We start from the raw sequence: 15,311 nt of genomic DNA on the forward strand, positions 1-15,311 counted from the left end.
ATGTCATGACCGCTCCAATGCCACCAAAGACGGCAGAACTGCTTGAACGCCGCAGGCGCCTGCTGGGGCCCAATGTGTCAACCTTCTATGATGAGCCGATTCATTTCGTGAGGGGTGAAGACGTCTGGCTCTGGGATGCGGATGGGCGCAGATATCTGGACTGCTATAACAATGTGCCGCATGTCGGACATTGCAATCCCCGCGTCGTCGAGGCTGTCTCTCGTCAGGCTTCTCGGCTGAACACGCATACCAGATACCTGCACGAAGGTATTCTTGATTACGTTGAGAGGCTTACGGGTACTTTTGATGACGCGTTGTCAACGGCGATCCTGACCTGTGCAGGTTCCGAGGCGAACGACATCGCGCTCAGGATGGCCGAGGCGATGACCGGCAAGCGCGGGATTATCGCAACAGACGCGACTTATCACGGCAATACGACACTGGTCAGCCACCTTTCCAAAAGCAACGTGCCGGAAGTTGGTTTCGGTCTCGCAGACTATATCCGTCACGTGGAAGCGCCGGACAGTTACCGGATCGACGATCCGGACGGTGAGCGCTTTGCAGCGCATGTTCAGGCATCCATCGACGAACTTGAAGACCACGGGACCGGCTTTGCAGCGCTGATCGTGTGCCCGCTCTTCCTCAATGAAGGTTTCCCCACGCAGGCTGAAGGGTGGCTCAGGCAAGCCGCCGATGCGGTCCGCAAGGCGGGCGGCCTGCTGATCTGCGATGAGGTGCAGTCGGGTTTCGGCCGATGCGGCAGTCACTTCTGGGCGCATCAGAAGCAGGGCGTCGTCCCTGATATCGTGACCATGGGCAAGCCCATGGGCAATGGTCATCCGGTCGCGGGCCTGGTTACCACATCCGAAATCATGGCCCGCTTTCGCCATGCTTTCCGCTATTTCAACACGTTCGGCGGAAATCCCGTTTCATGCGCTGCTGCCATGGCGGTGCTGGAGGAACTTGAAGAAAAGGACTTGCGGTCGAATGCCGCCCGCATGGGAGCGCTGGCGGCCGAACGGCTTTCAAACCTGGCGGAAAAGCACCCGGTAATTGGTACCGTGCGCCAGAGCGGCATGGTTTTCGGCGCTGAATTCGTGGTTGATCGTGGCACGAAGGAACCGGCTGGCGTCTATGCAGACCGCATCGTGAATGAGATGCGACAGCGTGGCATCATCCTGAGCAAGCTCGGCCGTCACAAGAACACGCTCAAGATCAGGCCGCCTATGCCGTTTGCGGCCGAACATGTCGATCTCTTGTTTGAAACTCTGGACGATGTTCTGACATCGACGCCACTCCGCCATGCATGAAGACCTTGCAGATCTGCTGGCGCCCTGGGGGATGGAAAACGCACAGGTGTCACTGGTTGCCGCCCGTGAAAATCAAGTCTTCAAGGTGTATGATGGCGCGCGCACGACCGCTTTGCGATTGCATCGCAGGGGACTGAGATCGAGCAAAGAACTCCAATCAGAGCTCGCATGGATGGCGGAACTCAGCCGGGTCGGGATCAGTGTTCCGTCTCCCGTTACGTCCGACAACGGCGAATATCTGCGGGAAACGAACGGGCAGCAGGTGAGCATGCTGTCGTGGATGTCCGGCAGTCCGCTTGGCAGGACCGGAAAACCCCTCGAGCACCCGAACCGAAAAGGCATCTTTCGCAAACTGGGGCAATTGATGGCCAGGGTCCATGCCGTTTCAGATCGCTGGAGCCTGCCAGCAGGATTCACACGCGCCACCTGGGGCCGGAAAGCACTGGTTGGTCCCGATCCGCTCTGGGGAAGATTCTGGGAAAACCCGGACCTGGACAATGCGGAAAGGGAATTGCTGCTGCAATTTCGGACCCGAGCCGACCTGGCTTTGAAAGAACTTGAAACAGGCTTGGACACCGGCCTGATCCACGCTGATCTTGTCCGCGAAAACGTCATGGTTGAAGGCGAAACTCTTCATCTGATTGATTTTGATGATGGCGGATTTGGTTTTCGTTTGTTCGATATCGCAACAGCGCTGATCAAGAACAGGCACGAGCCGGACTATCCCGAACTTCGAGAAGCGATGCTGCGGGCGTATCGCGAGGAACGTCCGATAGACACCTCGGCGCTTGATCTGTTTTTGGCTTTGCGAGCCGTGACCTATGTCGGCTGGATCATACCCAGACTGGAAGAAGATGGTGGCCTGGTCCGCAACAAGCGCATGATTTCAGAGGCAACGACGCTTGCCGAAGCTTTTCTGTCCACTTCCCGGGTCTCACCCCTCCCGAATCTTGAGGTATCGCCATGACCAAGACAATCCTCTCCATCGGCACCTATGACACCAAGAATGCGGAACTGGAATTCATTCAGGCCTGCATTGAGGAGCAGGGTGGCAAGGTGCTGACGATGGATGTGAGCGTTCTTGGTGACCCTGCGCAACCAACTGCGATTTCAAAACACGAAGTTGCCCGCGCCGGGGGTATGACCATTGACGAGGTGATTGCGCTCGGCGACGAAAACCAGGCCTTCAGGGTCATGTCCGACGGCGCGGCCAAACTTGCGGCAGAGACCTGGCGCCAGGGACGTGCCGACGGCATGATCGCGCTTGGAGGCACCATGGGAACTGACCTGGCCCTCGACTGTGCACAGGCCCTGCCGCTTGGTGTTCCCAAATATATCGTATCTACAGTGAGCTTTTCTCCACTCATCCCGCCGGAGCGGCTCGCTCCGGACATACAGATGATCTTGTGGGCGGGCGGCCTTTACGGTCTGAACTCGATCTGCAAATCCTCGCTTGCCCAGGCTGCCGGAGCCGTTCTTGGAGCCGCAAGGGCGGCACAGCCGCCAGACAACGCAAAGCCACTGATCGGCATGACGTCACTCGGATCAAGCTGTCTGAAATACATGAAATCCCTGAAACCGGAGTTGGAAGAACGCGGATTTGAGGTCGCGGTATTTCACTCGACAGGGATGGGTGGCATGGCATTTGAAAGCCTGGCAAAAAGCGGCGCTTTCTGTTGCGTCATGGATTTCTGCCTGCAGGAATTCGGCAACCTGTTGGCCGGGTCCCTGGTCAGTAGCGGCAGTGACCGGCTGACCAGCGCAGGCAAGAGCGGAATTCCGCAGATTGTTGCGCCCGGAGCGCTCGATCTCGTCGACTTTGCGGGCTGGCAAGAGATCCCGGAACAATATGCCGACCGGCCCTTCCATGAACATAACAGGCTTATCAAAAGTTCGGTTTTCAATTCAGACGAGCGCCGCCGCTGGGTTCACGAACTTGGCGACCGGCTCGAAGGTGCTGAGGGTGAAGTGCACTTCCTGCTTCCGACCGGTGGAATAGAAGAATGGGATCGGCCCGGAAAGGAAGCACATGATCCGGAAGGGCTGTCCGCCTTTGTGGAAGAGGCTCGTATCGTGCTGCCAGGACGAATTCCGATGACCGAGATCGATGCCCACATAAACGATCCTGAATTCGATGAAGCCGTATTGACGATCTTCGACGATTGGGTGGATCGTGGCGTTGTAATGCCGAAGTAGGGAAATGCCGAAGTAGAGAAGAGACCGCTGTGCGATTCGCGTGTTGTTCGCTTCACCTGCGAGATCCGTCAAGTCCAGCTTTGCGAACGCCGAAGCGCCAGAAACGGCATGCGCCGGTACCTTGTTCAGGCGACCGTAGGGCGGTTATTGTTTCCGAAAACGGAAAGTATATGGCCGGATATCTCAATTTACATTCCCAAACTAATTAATGAATATGATCTGGTGACCGGAGAGCGGCCTTTGATTTTCCGGAGGCTGCCGTGCCCGGTCGAACGGATTCAAATAGGCGGAAAGGCGCGACGATTGCCGATTGAACCGATAAGGTGTTGGCAAAGGTCGAAAAAGTCCGTTTTGGAAGACGCAATCAAGACAACCGGACACGGAAGCCGACTGGAGGAGGAAACATGAGCAATTTCAAGAATGCGGTTCTGGGGGCCGCCCTGTTTGCATTTGGTGCAACACCGGTGGTGGCGGCGGACCATGAATTCAAGCTGCATCACTTCATTGGAGAAAAGGCTCCGGCGCATGCGCAGATGCTGGTGCCTTGGGCAAAGCGCGTTGAAGAGAATTCCGGCGGCAAGGTCTCGATTGAAATCTATCCGGCGATGACGCTTGGCGGACGCCCGCCGGAGCTGATCAACCAGGTCCGCGACGGTGTTGTCGATCTTGTATGGACCGTGAACGGTTACACGCCTGGCCTGTTTCCGCGCTCCGAGGTTTTCGAGCTTCCCGGTGTCCATAAAAATGATACCGCGGCAACGAACCTCGCGCTCAAGGAACTGTTCGAAAGCGATCTGAAAGACGACTACAAGGGTGTGGAAGTCATGTTCCTGCATGTACATGCAGGGCAGGGCATTCACATGACAGACACGGAAGTCCGCTCTCCTGCCGATCTTGAAGGCAAGAAAATTCGCATCCCGACACGCACCGGAGCCTGGGTGATCGAAGCGCTCGGCGCTTCGCCTGTTGCAATGCCGGTTCCCGAATTGCCGACAGCGCTGCAAAAGGGCGTCATTGACGGCGCCATGATCCCCTGGGAGATCATTCCGCCGCTCAAGATCCAGGAACAGACCGAATATCAGATCGAAGGTGCCGACAAGGAGCGCTTCGGAACGACGGTGTTCCAGGTTTCCATGAACAAGGCACGCTGGGACGCATTGCCGGACGATGTGAAAAAGGCATTCCGGGACGCTTCCGATGCAACCTGGTCAGAGGAAGTCGGCAATATCTGGGCCGGTGCCGATGATTTCGGTATTGGTCTGGCCACCAAGGCCGGTAATACGCACATCACGTTGACACCTGAAGAAACAGCAGCTTTCAACGAGGCGCTGGCACCTGTCGTCGGTCGCTGGGTGGACGAAGTTTCGGAAAAAGGAATTGATGGCAACGCACTGGTTGAAAAAGCCAGGGCCGCAGTTGCCAGGAACGCGTCCAATTGATGACCACTGAAATGCAAGCAGGCAGTTCCGGTTTCGCCGGAACTGCCGGCCGGCTGATAACGGGCTGGGCACTGTTGGGCGGCTTGCTGCTGCTTCTTGTCGTCACCGTGAACATGGTCTCCATCATCGGGTCGAACTTCTTCGGTGAGCCCTTTCCTGGAGATTTCGAGCTGACCGAAATGGGTGTGGCGGTCGCTGTCTTTTCGTTCCTGCCCTATTGCCAGCTGGTAGGTGCGAATGTGTCTGCCGATATTTTTACCTCAGGCGCCTCCAGGAGGATGATCGCGTTTTTCACGCTGCTTGGGTCTCTGGTCGCTCTCGGCTTCGCGATTCTTCTGATCTGGCGCATGTATTTCGGCATGCTCGATCAGAAAGAATACGACTACACGACGACGATCCTTCAGATACCGCATTGGATCGCGTTCATCCCGATTCTGATTTCGTTGGCGCTGCTGGCAGTTGCAGCGTTGCTTACGCTGCTGCACGACGCAAGCATTCTGTCGAAAGGATAACCTGCACATGACAGATGCACTCGTGCTCGGCCTGGGCGCTCTCGCCGTGCTGGTCTTCCTGATCGCAATCCGCATACCGATCGCCTATGCCATGATCCTTGTGGGCGGCGTCGGCACAATGATGCTGAACGGTCCCGCGCTGGTTCTCAGCCAGCTCAAGACCCTGGCTTATGGGCAATTCTCGATCTACGATCTGTCGGTCGTTCCCATGTTCGTCCTGATGGGCGCAATTGCCTCCAAAACAGGCCTCAGTCAGGCCTTGTTCCGGGGCGCCAATGCCTGGCTTGGTTGGATGCGCGGCGGCACAGCCATGGCCGCGATTGCCGGATGCGCCGGGTTTGGAGCCGTTTGCGGATCATCGCTTGCAACAGCTTCAACGATGGGCAAGGTCGCGCTTCCCGAACTGCGCCGCTACAACTACTCGGGAGCGCTCGCCACCGGGACACTCGCGGCCGGGGGTGTTCTGGGCATTCTCATTCCACCTTCTGTGGTCCTGATCATCTACGCCGTCATCGTCGAGGCGAATATCGTCACCATGTTCATGGCCGCGTTTCTGCCCGGTCTCCTGGCGGTTATCCTGTTTCTTCTGACGATCGCGATCTATGTCGCCATCAATCCTTCTTCGGGCCCGAAGGGCGGCGTGGCGGATCGAGGCGAGTTTGTCGAGGCGACGATCGGCATGATCCCGGTCCTCGTCATCTTCGGACTGGTTATCGGCGGAATTTATGGCGGCCTATACAATCCGACACCAGCCGCGGCTGTCGGTGTGTTCCTGGTGCTGTTTTTCGGTGTCGTCCAGAAGAACCTGTCGCGCTCCGACTTTGTCTCTGCGCTCAAGGAAACAGCCGCGACGTCCGGGATGATCTACCTGATTATCCTCGGTGCGGAACTCCTGAAGATCTTCATGTCTCGCGTTGGGTTGCCTCAGGAAACCGCTGCCTGGATTTCGAATTCCGGCCTGGAGCCGATGACAGTCCTGATCATCCTGCTTGTCGCCCTCATCATTCTCGGCTGCCTGATGGACAGTCTCTCCATGATCCTCCTTGTCATTCCGTTTTTCTGGCCGGTGCTGGTCGACATCAATGGCGGCATCTATCAGGGGGCTGACGGGGCCGGTTTCGGCATGAGCACAGAGGACCTCAAGATCTGGTTCGGGATCCTGGCGCTGATTGTCGTGGAACTCGGCCTGATCACGCCACCGGTCGGGATGAATGTCTTCGTGATTTCCTCGCTTGCCCGCGACACGCCGATGATTGAGACATTCAAGGGTGTTGCGCCCTTCTTCGGGGCCGAGGTCATCCGCGTAATCCTGCTGGTAAGCTTCCCGGCGATTGCGCTCTGGCTGCCGGAAATCCTCCGATGAAAAGGCCTATTTGCGAACCCGGCGTGCAAAGATCCTCCCGGACATTTGCCGGCAGGGTTCGATGACAAGTTGGGGATCAAGCGCCGTCTGCCAGTTGATCTGTACTGGACTGAGATTTGCCAGAGCGTCGGCAAAGGGCGCCTTGTCGGAGACTGCACGAGCGACGAGGTCCTTTGCGTCAGCTCGCGGAACCCCGGCTTTCGCAAGCACGAAGCTGGCGGTTTCGGCCATGACTTCCGGATTGGAAGCAAGCACCGCATCCAGGCGAGCAGCGTCGGGTCTCAGATTGTCTGCAAGAGCCTGCGCATGACGTAGCGCAGATCCTGCCGCCAGAAACATCTGCGGCAGCATCATCCACTCAAGAGGCCACTTCGCACCGTCCCGCTCTTCCAGAGGATCTGCGGCGCTCGCCAGTACTCCATGGGAGTGATTGGCGATCTGGAAAAGAACCTGGATCGTCTCCGCCTGAACCGGGTTTGATTTCTGCGGCATTGTCGATGAGCCGCCACCCGTTCCACTGGCGAGTTCTGCGATATCCGTCCTGCCCATCACGATGAGATCACCGGCCATCTTGGCAAGGGCCGCACAGATCCGTTGCAGCCAGGCAGACAACGCCAGCAAAGGTGTCCTGTTCACGTGCCAGGAGGGAGCGTTCTGCAGATCTAGTTCGACTGCAAGAGCATCAGCGATCCCCGTTCCGTCCGGCGCAATCGCGCTGTTGACACCGGAAGCGCCGCCGAACTGCACCCTGAGTGCCGAGGCTCTCAGTGCCGCCAGATCGTTTCCGGCATCGATCAGGGGATGCGCCCATTGGGCGACCCGGTACCCGAGCGTGACCGGCGTCGAAACCTGACTGCGTGTCCGCCCGGCCAGAAGCTGTTCGGCAGTCTCGTTGCTTCGTGTTTCAAGGGTATCGATCAGCCGGAACAGGCGGGGTTCCAGGATTTCCAGGCAGGCTTTGGATTGCAGCATTTGCGCCGTATCCATCACATCCTGACTGGTTGCCCCCCAATGCAGCCATTTTCCCGCTTCTTCACCGACCATTTTTCGCAAGGCGGCGACAAGTGCCGGTACAGGAACACCTGCCGATGCCGTTCCCCTGCTCAGGCTCGCCGGATCCGGCAAGGTGTCTTCAAGGCCTTGCTCAATCGTCCTGGCGGCTTCCGCGGGGATAATGCCGAGACGCCCCTGAACAACAGCCAGCGCCTGTTCGAAACGAACCATGTGCCGTACGTCTCCTGCATCGTCAAGTATCGGCAGAAGGCTGTCGTCGGCGAAGAGCCCGGCGTGGACTTGGCTGGAAAACAGGGAAACAGGCATGGCTCTCAACTATCGGGTTTCGCCCTCAATTGAGAGCCAGGCATTCATCAACGTCAAGCCGCTTCGAGTGGAAGCTCCAGGATATCGCGGGCTTGCTGCCAGGTCGCAACCGGGCGCTCGTGTTTTTCACAAAGCTCCGCGGCTCGCCTCACCAGTGCAGCATTGGAAGGCGCAAGCGTTTCCCTGTCAAAGCGCACATTGTCTTCAAGGCCGGTCCTTGTGTGCCCGCCGGCCGCAATGCACCACTCGTTGACGGTCAGCTGATACCTGCCGATACCGGCTGCACACCATTCCGCATCCGGCACAAGCCTCTGAACGGTCTTGATGTAATAGTCGAATACATCCCGATCGACCGGCATGGCGTTTTTGACACCCATGACGAATTGAACGTAGAGCCTGCCCGGGATGCGCCCGTCCTTGTTCATCGCGGCGGCCTGGTGGATATGGCTCAGGTCGAAGGCTTCGATTTCGGGTTTGACGGCATAGGTCCGCATCTCACCGGCCAGCCAGTTGACCAGGTCGGGCGGGTTTTCATAGACCCGTGTCGGGAAGTTGTTGGAGCCGACGGAAAGCGAGGCCATGTCCGGCTTCAGCGGCAACATGCCGCCGCGCGCTTCACCGGCTCCGGAACGCCCACCGGTTGAAAACTGGATGATCATTCCCGGGCAGTGTTTCTCAAGGCCTTCCTTAAGACGGGCGAACCTTTCCGGATCCGACGTCGGCGACTGGTCGTCGTTTCTCACGTGGGCATGCACGATGGCAGCGCCTGCTTCGAAGGCTTCTTGGGTGCTTTCAAGCTGTTCGGCGACCGTGATCGGCACCGCCGGATTGTTTTGCTTGGTCGCCACCGAACCTGTGATTGCGACGCAGATGATGCAGGGTTTTGTCATGTGTTTCACTCAGATGTCGAAAAAGACGGTCTCATCTTCCCCTTGTAACTTTATGTCAAACCGGTAGACGGTTTTGCCGTCCCGTTCACCTCTTTTCGCATACAATGTTGCCCGGCGGTGCTCCCATTCGATCAGATTCAGCACCGGATCCCCGGCATTCGCATCCCTTTCGTCTTCGAAGTATAGTCTCGTGTGCAAGCCGATATTGATACCGCGCGCCACGATCCAGAGGCTGATATGGGGTGCCATCACGCGTGAGTTGCCGTCTGTCACGCTGCCGGGCTTGACCGTGTCGAACCCCCATTCGCCGGTCTCGAAATTCGTGATCACACGCCCCCAGCCGCGGAAACCGTCTTCAACATCACCTTCGCTCTCCGGATGCGCGTAAATGCCGTTTGCATTGGCCTGCCATGCTTCCAGAAGCACGTCCTTGATCGGAGAACCCATCCCGTCGATGACCCGTCCTTCGACGCGGATGCGCTCACCGGCTGCATTGGGTCCGGCAATGTCCCAGCCGAGTTCCTGATTGTAGATTTCAAATCCCGCCGCACCAGGCGCAAGGCCGATATGAACGTAGGGACCTGCTGTCTGTGACGGGGTTTCCTTCAGGTAGTCAAGATGCTGGCGCATGTCAGTTGCCCTCCGGCCGGTTTTCGAAAAGGGTCGACCGGCGCCCCCGCAGCACGATGTCGAGTTTGTATGCGATCGTGTCCAGCGGAAGGGTTGCGTTGAGATCGAGCCGGGCAATCAACTGTTCGATCGCGTCTTTGTCGGGGATCGTATTGACGATGGGACATTTTGCGATAAGCGGATCACCCTCGAAGTAGCATTGTGTAATCAGGCGCTGTGCAAATGCTGAACCGAAAACCGATATGTGAACATGGGCCGGACGCCAGCTGTTGACCCAGTTGCGCCAGGGATACGCACCGGGTTTGACCGTCCTGAAGTGGTAGTGGCCGTCCTCGTCCGTGAGTGTTCGGCCGCAACCGCCGAAATTGGGGTCGATCGGGGCGAGGTAAGTGTCTTTCCTGTGCCGGTAGCGGCCGCCTGCGTTGGCCTGCCAGATCTCGACCAGCGTGTTGGGAACCGGTTTCGCATTTTCATCGAGCACGCGCCCATGCAAGATGATGCGTTCTCCGATCGGGCTTTCACCGGGCTTGGCAAAGTTGTTCAAGAGATCCCTGTCGAGCGGATCAATGTCATTGTGACCGAAAACGGGGCCCGTGACCTCGCTGACCGTCGTTTCCAGACTGATCATCGAATATTGCGGCGAGCGGGACACGCTGGTCTTGTAGTCCGGCGTCAGCGCCGCTGGTTGCCACTGCCGGTCGCGTTGATAATACGGACCTGGTTTCATCGTTGTTTTCTCCCTCTGGCAGCCCGGTCAGCTCATGCCTGCTGATTACCCTGTTCCATCTCGGCGTAGGTTTCCCTGGCGATCTTCAAGGCCTGGTTGGCGCGCGGAACGCCGGCATAAACCGCGACATGCTGGAACGCTTCCAGCACGTCCTGCTTGCTGGCGCCGGTGCGGGCCGTTGCCCGGATGTGCATCGCGATTTCCTCGAAGTTACCGAGTGCTGCCAGCAGCGCAAGTGTCAGCATTGACCGCTCGCGCGCGCTGATGCCCTCCGACGACCAGACCGTTCCCCAGGCGCCCTCGGTGATCAGAGTCTGGAACGGTCCGTCGAGATCCGTCTTGCCATTCTCGGCCCGGTCTACGTGATCGTCGCCGAGCACCGCCCGGCGAACGGCCATGCCGCGCTCATATCGCTCCGACATTGAGGTCCTCCTTGAAAAATCTAACGAGATGGCCGGCATAGATGTCCGGCTGCTCGACACAGGGCAGGTGGCCTGCATTCCCGATTTCGACATACCGGCTGCCGTCAATCAGATCCGTCGTCGCCCGGACAAGATCCGGAGGGCTGGCCAGGTCGTGTTCGCCGCCAATTCCGAGCACCGGCAGCTTCAGTTTCGATGTCGAAGCTGTCAGGTCGTTTGCCGCTATGGCTTCGCTGCAGCCGATATATCCCTCTACCGGTGTCCGCGTCAGCATGTTGCGCCAGGCCACGGCCTCGTCGCTTCGGCGGAATTCTTCACCGAACCAGCGCTCCAGGATGGCATCGGCCATCGCCTCGATGCCGTCTTTCCGGATGCGGTCAATTCTTTCCTGCCACATGTCTGCTGTGCCGAGTTTGGCAGCCGTGTTCGAAAGAACCAGACCCTTGACCAGTTCCGGCCGGCGACTGGCCAGAAGTTGAGCGATAATGCCGCCGATCGAAAGTCCGACAAATATACAGGTCTTGACCCGGAGCCGGTCCAAAAGCTGTTCTGTGTCATCCGTCAGTGCGTCGATCGTGTAAGGCGAAGAGGGACACGATGATAGGCCGTGGCCCCTCTTGTCGAAACGGATCAGGCGTAATCCCTTTTGCGGCAGGAGTGGAATGACCTTGTCCCAGAGACGGAGATCAGTACCAAGGGAATTGGCAAAGACGACCGCGATGCCGTCCCGGTCACCATCCTCGCTCCAGTGAAGGTCGACGGTTTTGAGGCGTGCGATCTGCATCAGTACGGCAACCCCACATAATTCTGCGCAAACCACTTCTGCGCGATTTCATTGTAGTGAAGGGATTCGATTTCAGCGCGCTGCATCTTCAGGTCGAACTCCGATTGGTCAGGGAAACGATGCAGCATGTTCGTGGTGGCCCAACTGAAGCGTTCCGCTTTCCAGATCCGCGCCAGCGCGCGCTCCGAGTAACGGTCGATGCCGTTTGTGTCGTTGTCCTGGTAATATTGAACCAGGCCTTCGAACAGGTAATGGACGTCGGATGCGGCGGTGTTCAGGCCCTTGGCGCCGGTCGGCGGAACGATATGGGCCGCGTCACCGCACAGGAACAGCCTGCCCCAACGCATCGGCTCACAGACGAAAGACCGAAGTGGGGCAATCGATTTTTCGATGGAAGGACCCGTGACGAGTTTGTCGGCGACGGACTCGGACAGCCGGCGTTTCAGCTCGTCCCAGAACCTGTCGTCGCTCCATTCGAAGACATCGTCGTCGAGATCACACTGCACATAGTACCGCGAAAGATGTTCATTGCGCATGGAACACAACGCAAATCCACGCGCTGAATTGGCATAGACAAGCTCGTCATGCACAGGCGGTGTTTCGGACAGGACCCCGAGCCAGCCGAACGGGAAGACCTTTTCGTAATCCTTGCGCACCGTGTCGGGGATCGTCTTGCGGCTGACGCCGTGAAAACCGTCGCATCCAGCGACAAAATCGCAGTCTATGCGCTTTGCACTGCCATCGATTGTGAAGGTGACATGGGGGCTGTCTGTTTCCGCATCGCGGATTTCGACGTCTTCGACTTCGAAGAGTGTCCTGCCACCGCAAGCGTCCCTTGCGTCGTAGAGATCGCGGGTGACTTCCGTCTGGCCGTAGACGATCACGTTCTGACCGATCAGCTCCTGAAAATTGATGTCGAACATCTCGTTTTCATAGGAGATACAGGTGCCGTGGTGGATGAAGCATTCCTTGTCCATCCGGTCCGAGACACCGGCTTCGCGCATCATGTCGACAAGACCTGTTTCCAGAATGCCGGCGCGGATCCGTCCGAGTACATAGTCACGCGTCTTGCGTTCGAGAATGATCGTCTCGATGCCCTTGCGGTGAAGCAGTTGCCCCAGCAACAGTCCCGAAGGCCCGCCGCCCACAATGACAACCTGAGTACGCATGTTTTCCTCCTCTGTTGGCACTATATTGAATGTCCAAAAATGAGAAGTAAAATGAGATAATGAGCTTTTTTGTTGCTGGAATGGGAAACTAAATGATCGACCGCCGTATCAAATTCCGCCACATCCAGTGTTTTGTTGAAATCGCACACGAGCGCAGCCTCAAACTTGCCGCCGATAAGCTGTCACTCACCCAACCGGCGATTTCCAAGACGCTGAAGGAACTCGAGGACATCATCGGTGCGACCCTGATGACCCGCAACAGGGCAGGGATCGCCCTGACGAAACAGGGCAAGGTCTTCCTGCACTTCGCCCAGATTTCGCTTGCCAGCCTGCAGCAGGGCCTGGACGGCGTTGAAAAGGAAGGCGACCATGCCCGGGCGACACTCAAGGTCGGCGCGCTTCCGAGCGTCGCGGCAAGCTTCATTCCGCCGGTGGTGAGGGAGTTTGCCGAACTGTCACCCAGTGTCCTTGTCAAAATCATGGATGGACCGCATGGCTATCTGATCGAGCGCCTGAAACTGGGAGAGCTCGATCTTGTGATCGGTCGGCTCGGACGCCCGGATTCCATGGAAGGTGTTTCCTTCACGCAGCTTTACTCAGAGCGCGTCGACCTGGTCGTACGAAGGGGACATCCGTTGCTGAAGGACCCGGATGTCAAACGCATCGTCGACTGGCCCGTCATTTATCCGCCGGAAGGGTCGGCGATCAGGCCGCTGGTCGAGCGTTTCATGATTGCCAATGGCGTCGGCGAGATCCCCCACCGCATTGAAAGCGTTTCAGGTGCGTTCGGACGGCTCTATACCCGCCAGACCGACGCAGTCTGGATCATATCATCGGGCGTTGTTCAGACCGAGACCGAGGACGGCACCCTGGTTCGGCTGCCATTTGACAGCGACATCACCAAGGGGCCAGTCGGCCTCATGACGCGGCCGGACACCCAGCAAAGTGCCGAGGTCCAGATCTTCCTGCTTGCCGTTCAAACAGTCATCAGCGACCTGGATCTGACGTCGTGATCTCAAACTGGATGAAGCTGGTCTGTCACGAGAACCGAAACAACGGGAAAGACTGTCGCCGGCAAACCCGGACCAGGCGAGTTCACGAAACCGTGAGCAAAATCGGCGATTGTACCGTCCTCGAAAACTCGGAAATCGACACAATCGCCCTATAATTTCAGATCGGCAGTTACATTGGCCAGACAGAAGGCCGGATGCGCCTTGTCCGATAGGAGAATTTTGAATGACGACCGACCTGTTCACCCGCCGAAATCTTCTGGCTGCCGGTGGCGCCGTTGCGGTAGCCGGGATGTCCGGGCTGCTTGTTCCTGCCCGTGCACAGGATCTGGCACCGACGCGTTCGATGCGCGGTGGATCCAACAATTACCGTCCCGGTGCCCCGATCGTCGACCGCATCGGCGGCGGCGGCTTCTGGATGACGGGAACCGTCCGCCGCGCGGGCGACGGCGCTCCCCTCGAAGGTCAGCGCATCCAGGTCTGGGCACATACGACCGAAGGACACGAACGCGACGAGCGCAGTCACGGTGCAACGCTCACCGACGCCAACGGAGTGTTCCGGCTGGAGATGCCGCAAATTGTACCGGCCTTCGGACAGCCGCATGGCCACCTTGCCTATGACAGCGGAGAATTCGAAACCGTGTTCCTGCGTCCGGTCATGAGCAGCGCCAGGGACACCACCCTGGAGGTGCATTTCGTTCTTCAACCTGCTTGACCGGGCCGGTTCGTAATTAAATGGGCAGGACACGAGCGATCCTGATCTGGGGTTTCCTTGCGGCTGTTTTACTGATTCCGGTTGCAGCCGCCGCAGCCAGTCCCTTGTTGCAATGGCGCCAACCGGTTTACATCGCGGCCGGCTTCGCGGGGATCATCGCGATGGCACTCCTTCTCGTTCAGCCTTTGCTGGCCGGTGGTTATCTGCCCGGACTGGCGAGGCAACGCGGACGCAGGCATCATCGATGGGTTGGCGGTGTTCTCGTTCTGGCCGTGATCGTTCACGTCGCGGGGCTCTGGATCACCAGTCCGCCGGATGTGATTGATGCGCTTCTGTTCCGCTCGCCGACACCGTTTTCCGTATGGGGCGTGATTGCCATGTGGGCCGTCTTTGCCGCAGCGCTGCTGGCTGCGATTCGCCGCCGCCTGCAACTGAGACTGCGCACATGGCGTCTGGCACACACTTCGCTTGCCCTCGTGATTGTCGCAGGTAGCGTGATTCATGCTCTTCTGATCGAAGGCACGATGGAAACTGTGACAAAGGTGGCGCTCTGCGGGCTGGTACTTGCGGCATTCCTGAAAGCCTTCGCAGACCTGAAAGTCTGGACCTCACGGCACCGGCGGGATGCTTAGGCATAAAGTCAATCGAGCGCCAGAAATCATGAACAATCTCTTCGGCAACGGATGTGAACCATTTTCGAGAATGAAGCGACATAAGCTGGAGGGCAGGGGCTGTGATGGAATTTGTCTTCGGGGCGAATGCGGAGTTGTTGCGGATGAGGCAATAAGGTTGGTGTTGGTCGAGTAGCAACTGAATTGGGGTCG

General features: G+C 58.1%; 16 protein-coding genes. 9 read left to right on the forward strand and 7 right to left on the reverse strand.

What is annotated here, in order from left to right; all coding sequences use genetic code 11:
- Positions 1-5 precede the first annotated feature (5 nt).
- The 6 genes from ACO6TI_RS15020 (at position 6) to ACO6TI_RS15045 (ending at position 6,820) form a co-directional block, all read left to right on the forward strand.
- Positions 6-1,310, forward strand: a complete 1,305-nt coding sequence (locus tag ACO6TI_RS15020) for an aspartate aminotransferase family protein (RefSeq protein ID WP_422385208.1) — start codon at positions 6-8, stop codon at positions 1,308-1,310.
- On the forward strand, positions 1,303-2,277 hold the full coding sequence (locus ACO6TI_RS15025) for a phosphotransferase enzyme family protein (RefSeq protein WP_422385209.1): 975 nt from the start codon (positions 1,303-1,305) through the stop codon (positions 2,275-2,277). Before ACO6TI_RS15020 ends, ACO6TI_RS15025 begins: the two co-directional genes overlap by 8 nt.
- Positions 2,274-3,506 (forward strand): Tm-1-like ATP-binding domain-containing protein, encoded by a 1,233-nt coding sequence (locus ACO6TI_RS15030; protein WP_422385210.1) that lies wholly within the window; start codon positions 2,274-2,276, stop codon positions 3,504-3,506. The genes ACO6TI_RS15025 and ACO6TI_RS15030 overlap by 4 nt, the downstream gene beginning before the upstream one ends.
- Positions 3,507-3,910: 404 nt before the next feature.
- Positions 3,911-4,945 (forward strand): TRAP transporter substrate-binding protein, encoded by a 1,035-nt coding sequence (locus ACO6TI_RS15035; protein WP_108873163.1) that lies wholly within the window; start codon positions 3,911-3,913, stop codon positions 4,943-4,945.
- On the forward strand, positions 4,945-5,457 hold the full coding sequence (locus ACO6TI_RS15040) for a TRAP transporter small permease (protein WP_104702896.1): 513 nt from the start codon (positions 4,945-4,947) through the stop codon (positions 5,455-5,457). The genes ACO6TI_RS15035 and ACO6TI_RS15040 overlap by 1 nt, the downstream gene beginning before the upstream one ends.
- Before the next feature lie 7 nt (positions 5,458-5,464).
- Complete coding sequence (locus tag ACO6TI_RS15045) at positions 5,465-6,820, forward strand: TRAP transporter large permease (RefSeq protein WP_055111970.1); 1,356 nt, start codon at positions 5,465-5,467, stop codon at positions 6,818-6,820.
- Positions 6,821-6,826: 6 nt separating this feature from the next.
- On the opposite strand, the gene ACO6TI_RS15050 is transcribed toward ACO6TI_RS15045, so the two are convergent.
- The 7 genes from ACO6TI_RS15050 to pobA are packed head-to-tail and all read right to left on the reverse strand — an operon-like array spanning position 6,827 to position 12,762.
- Positions 6,827-8,140, reverse strand: coding sequence for a lyase family protein (locus ACO6TI_RS15050; protein ID WP_422385211.1), 1,314 nt, complete (start codon positions 8,138-8,140; stop codon positions 6,827-6,829).
- Positions 8,141-8,193: 53 nt separating this feature from the next.
- Positions 8,194-9,030 carry a 3-keto-5-aminohexanoate cleavage protein gene (locus ACO6TI_RS15055; RefSeq protein ID WP_422385212.1) on the reverse strand — a complete coding sequence of 279 codons (837 nt, stop codon included), beginning with the start codon at positions 9,028-9,030 and terminating at the stop codon, positions 8,194-8,196.
- A gap of 9 nt (positions 9,031-9,039) precedes the next feature.
- Positions 9,040-9,660 (reverse strand): protocatechuate 3,4-dioxygenase subunit alpha, encoded by a 621-nt coding sequence (pcaG, locus tag ACO6TI_RS15060; protein WP_108873041.1) that lies wholly within the window; start codon positions 9,658-9,660, stop codon positions 9,040-9,042.
- Between the two features lies 1 nt (position 9,661).
- Positions 9,662-10,387 (reverse strand): protocatechuate 3,4-dioxygenase subunit beta, encoded by a 726-nt coding sequence (gene pcaH, locus ACO6TI_RS15065; RefSeq protein WP_196900767.1) that lies wholly within the window; start codon positions 10,385-10,387, stop codon positions 9,662-9,664.
- Between the two features lie 32 nt (positions 10,388-10,419).
- Entirely contained in the window at positions 10,420-10,809 is a 390-nt protein-coding gene (pcaC, locus tag ACO6TI_RS15070; RefSeq protein ID WP_055111980.1) for a 4-carboxymuconolactone decarboxylase, read from the reverse strand.
- The gene (gene pcaD, locus ACO6TI_RS15075) at positions 10,793-11,593 is read right to left on the reverse strand and encodes a 3-oxoadipate enol-lactonase (protein WP_422385213.1); all 801 of its coding nucleotides are present in this window, start codon (positions 11,591-11,593) and stop codon (positions 10,793-10,795) included. The genes pcaC and pcaD overlap by 17 nt, the downstream gene beginning before the upstream one ends.
- Positions 11,593-12,762: a 4-hydroxybenzoate 3-monooxygenase gene (gene pobA, locus ACO6TI_RS15080; protein ID WP_422385214.1), complete on the reverse strand. Its 1,170-nt coding sequence runs from the start codon at positions 12,760-12,762 to the stop codon at positions 11,593-11,595. The genes pcaD and pobA overlap by 1 nt, the downstream gene beginning before the upstream one ends.
- A 92-nt stretch (positions 12,763-12,854) precedes the next feature.
- Here pobA and pcaQ point away from each other — a divergent pair, with 92 nt between their 5' ends.
- The 3 genes from pcaQ (at position 12,855) to ACO6TI_RS15095 (ending at position 15,119) form a co-directional block, all read left to right on the forward strand.
- Positions 12,855-13,775, forward strand: a complete 921-nt coding sequence (gene pcaQ, locus ACO6TI_RS15085; protein ID WP_196878442.1) for a pca operon transcription factor PcaQ — start codon at positions 12,855-12,857, stop codon at positions 13,773-13,775.
- 223 nt (positions 13,776-13,998) lie between these two features.
- Positions 13,999-14,487, forward strand: coding sequence for a hypothetical protein (locus ACO6TI_RS15090; protein WP_055111988.1), 489 nt, complete (start codon positions 13,999-14,001; stop codon positions 14,485-14,487).
- Positions 14,488-14,507: 20 nt separating this feature from the next.
- A complete protein-coding gene (locus ACO6TI_RS15095; RefSeq protein WP_422385215.1) occupies positions 14,508-15,119 on the forward strand; it encodes a ferric reductase-like transmembrane domain-containing protein in 612 nt (203 codons plus the stop codon).
- Positions 15,120-15,311: the final 192 nt, after the last annotated feature.

It is taken from the genome of Roseibium album (genome assembly GCF_965233825.1).
GTDB classification, from domain to species: Bacteria; Pseudomonadota; Alphaproteobacteria; order Rhizobiales; family Stappiaceae; genus Roseibium; species Roseibium album.

What these genes read in the sequence shown, in the direction of transcription:
- ACO6TI_RS15025 (WP_422385209.1), top strand. Translation starts at nt 1,303, where the DNA reads ATGCATGAAGACCTTGCAGATCTGCTGGCGCCCTGGGGGATGGAAAAC.
- ACO6TI_RS15095 (WP_422385215.1), top strand. Translation starts at nt 14,508, where the DNA reads ATGGGCAGGACACGAGCGATCCTGATCTGGGGTTTCCTTGCGGCTGTT.
- pcaC (WP_055111980.1), bottom strand. Translation starts at nt 10,809, where the DNA reads ATGTCGGAGCGATATGAGCGCGGCATGGCCGTTCGCCGGGCGGTGCTC.
- ACO6TI_RS15045 (WP_055111970.1), top strand. Translation starts at nt 5,465, where the DNA reads ATGACAGATGCACTCGTGCTCGGCCTGGGCGCTCTCGCCGTGCTGGTC.
- ACO6TI_RS15020 (WP_422385208.1), top strand. Translation starts at nt 6, where the DNA reads ATGACCGCTCCAATGCCACCAAAGACGGCAGAACTGCTTGAACGCCGC.
- pcaQ (WP_196878442.1), top strand. Translation starts at nt 12,855, where the DNA reads ATGATCGACCGCCGTATCAAATTCCGCCACATCCAGTGTTTTGTTGAA.
- ACO6TI_RS15090 (WP_055111988.1), top strand. Translation starts at nt 13,999, where the DNA reads ATGACGACCGACCTGTTCACCCGCCGAAATCTTCTGGCTGCCGGTGGC.
- ACO6TI_RS15035 (WP_108873163.1), top strand. Translation starts at nt 3,911, where the DNA reads ATGAGCAATTTCAAGAATGCGGTTCTGGGGGCCGCCCTGTTTGCATTT.
- ACO6TI_RS15050 (WP_422385211.1), bottom strand. Translation starts at nt 8,140, where the DNA reads ATGCCTGTTTCCCTGTTTTCCAGCCAAGTCCACGCCGGGCTCTTCGCC.
- pcaH (WP_196900767.1), bottom strand. Translation starts at nt 10,387, where the DNA reads ATGAAACCAGGTCCGTATTATCAACGCGACCGGCAGTGGCAACCAGCG.
- ACO6TI_RS15030 (WP_422385210.1), top strand. Translation starts at nt 2,274, where the DNA reads ATGACCAAGACAATCCTCTCCATCGGCACCTATGACACCAAGAATGCG.
- ACO6TI_RS15040 (WP_104702896.1), top strand. Translation starts at nt 4,945, where the DNA reads ATGACCACTGAAATGCAAGCAGGCAGTTCCGGTTTCGCCGGAACTGCC.
- pcaD (WP_422385213.1), bottom strand. Translation starts at nt 11,593, where the DNA reads ATGCAGATCGCACGCCTCAAAACCGTCGACCTTCACTGGAGCGAGGAT.
- pobA (WP_422385214.1), bottom strand. Translation starts at nt 12,762, where the DNA reads ATGCGTACTCAGGTTGTCATTGTGGGCGGCGGGCCTTCGGGACTGTTG.
- pcaG (WP_108873041.1), bottom strand. Translation starts at nt 9,660, where the DNA reads ATGCGCCAGCATCTTGACTACCTGAAGGAAACCCCGTCACAGACAGCA.
- ACO6TI_RS15055 (WP_422385212.1), bottom strand. Translation starts at nt 9,030, where the DNA reads ATGACAAAACCCTGCATCATCTGCGTCGCAATCACAGGTTCGGTGGCG.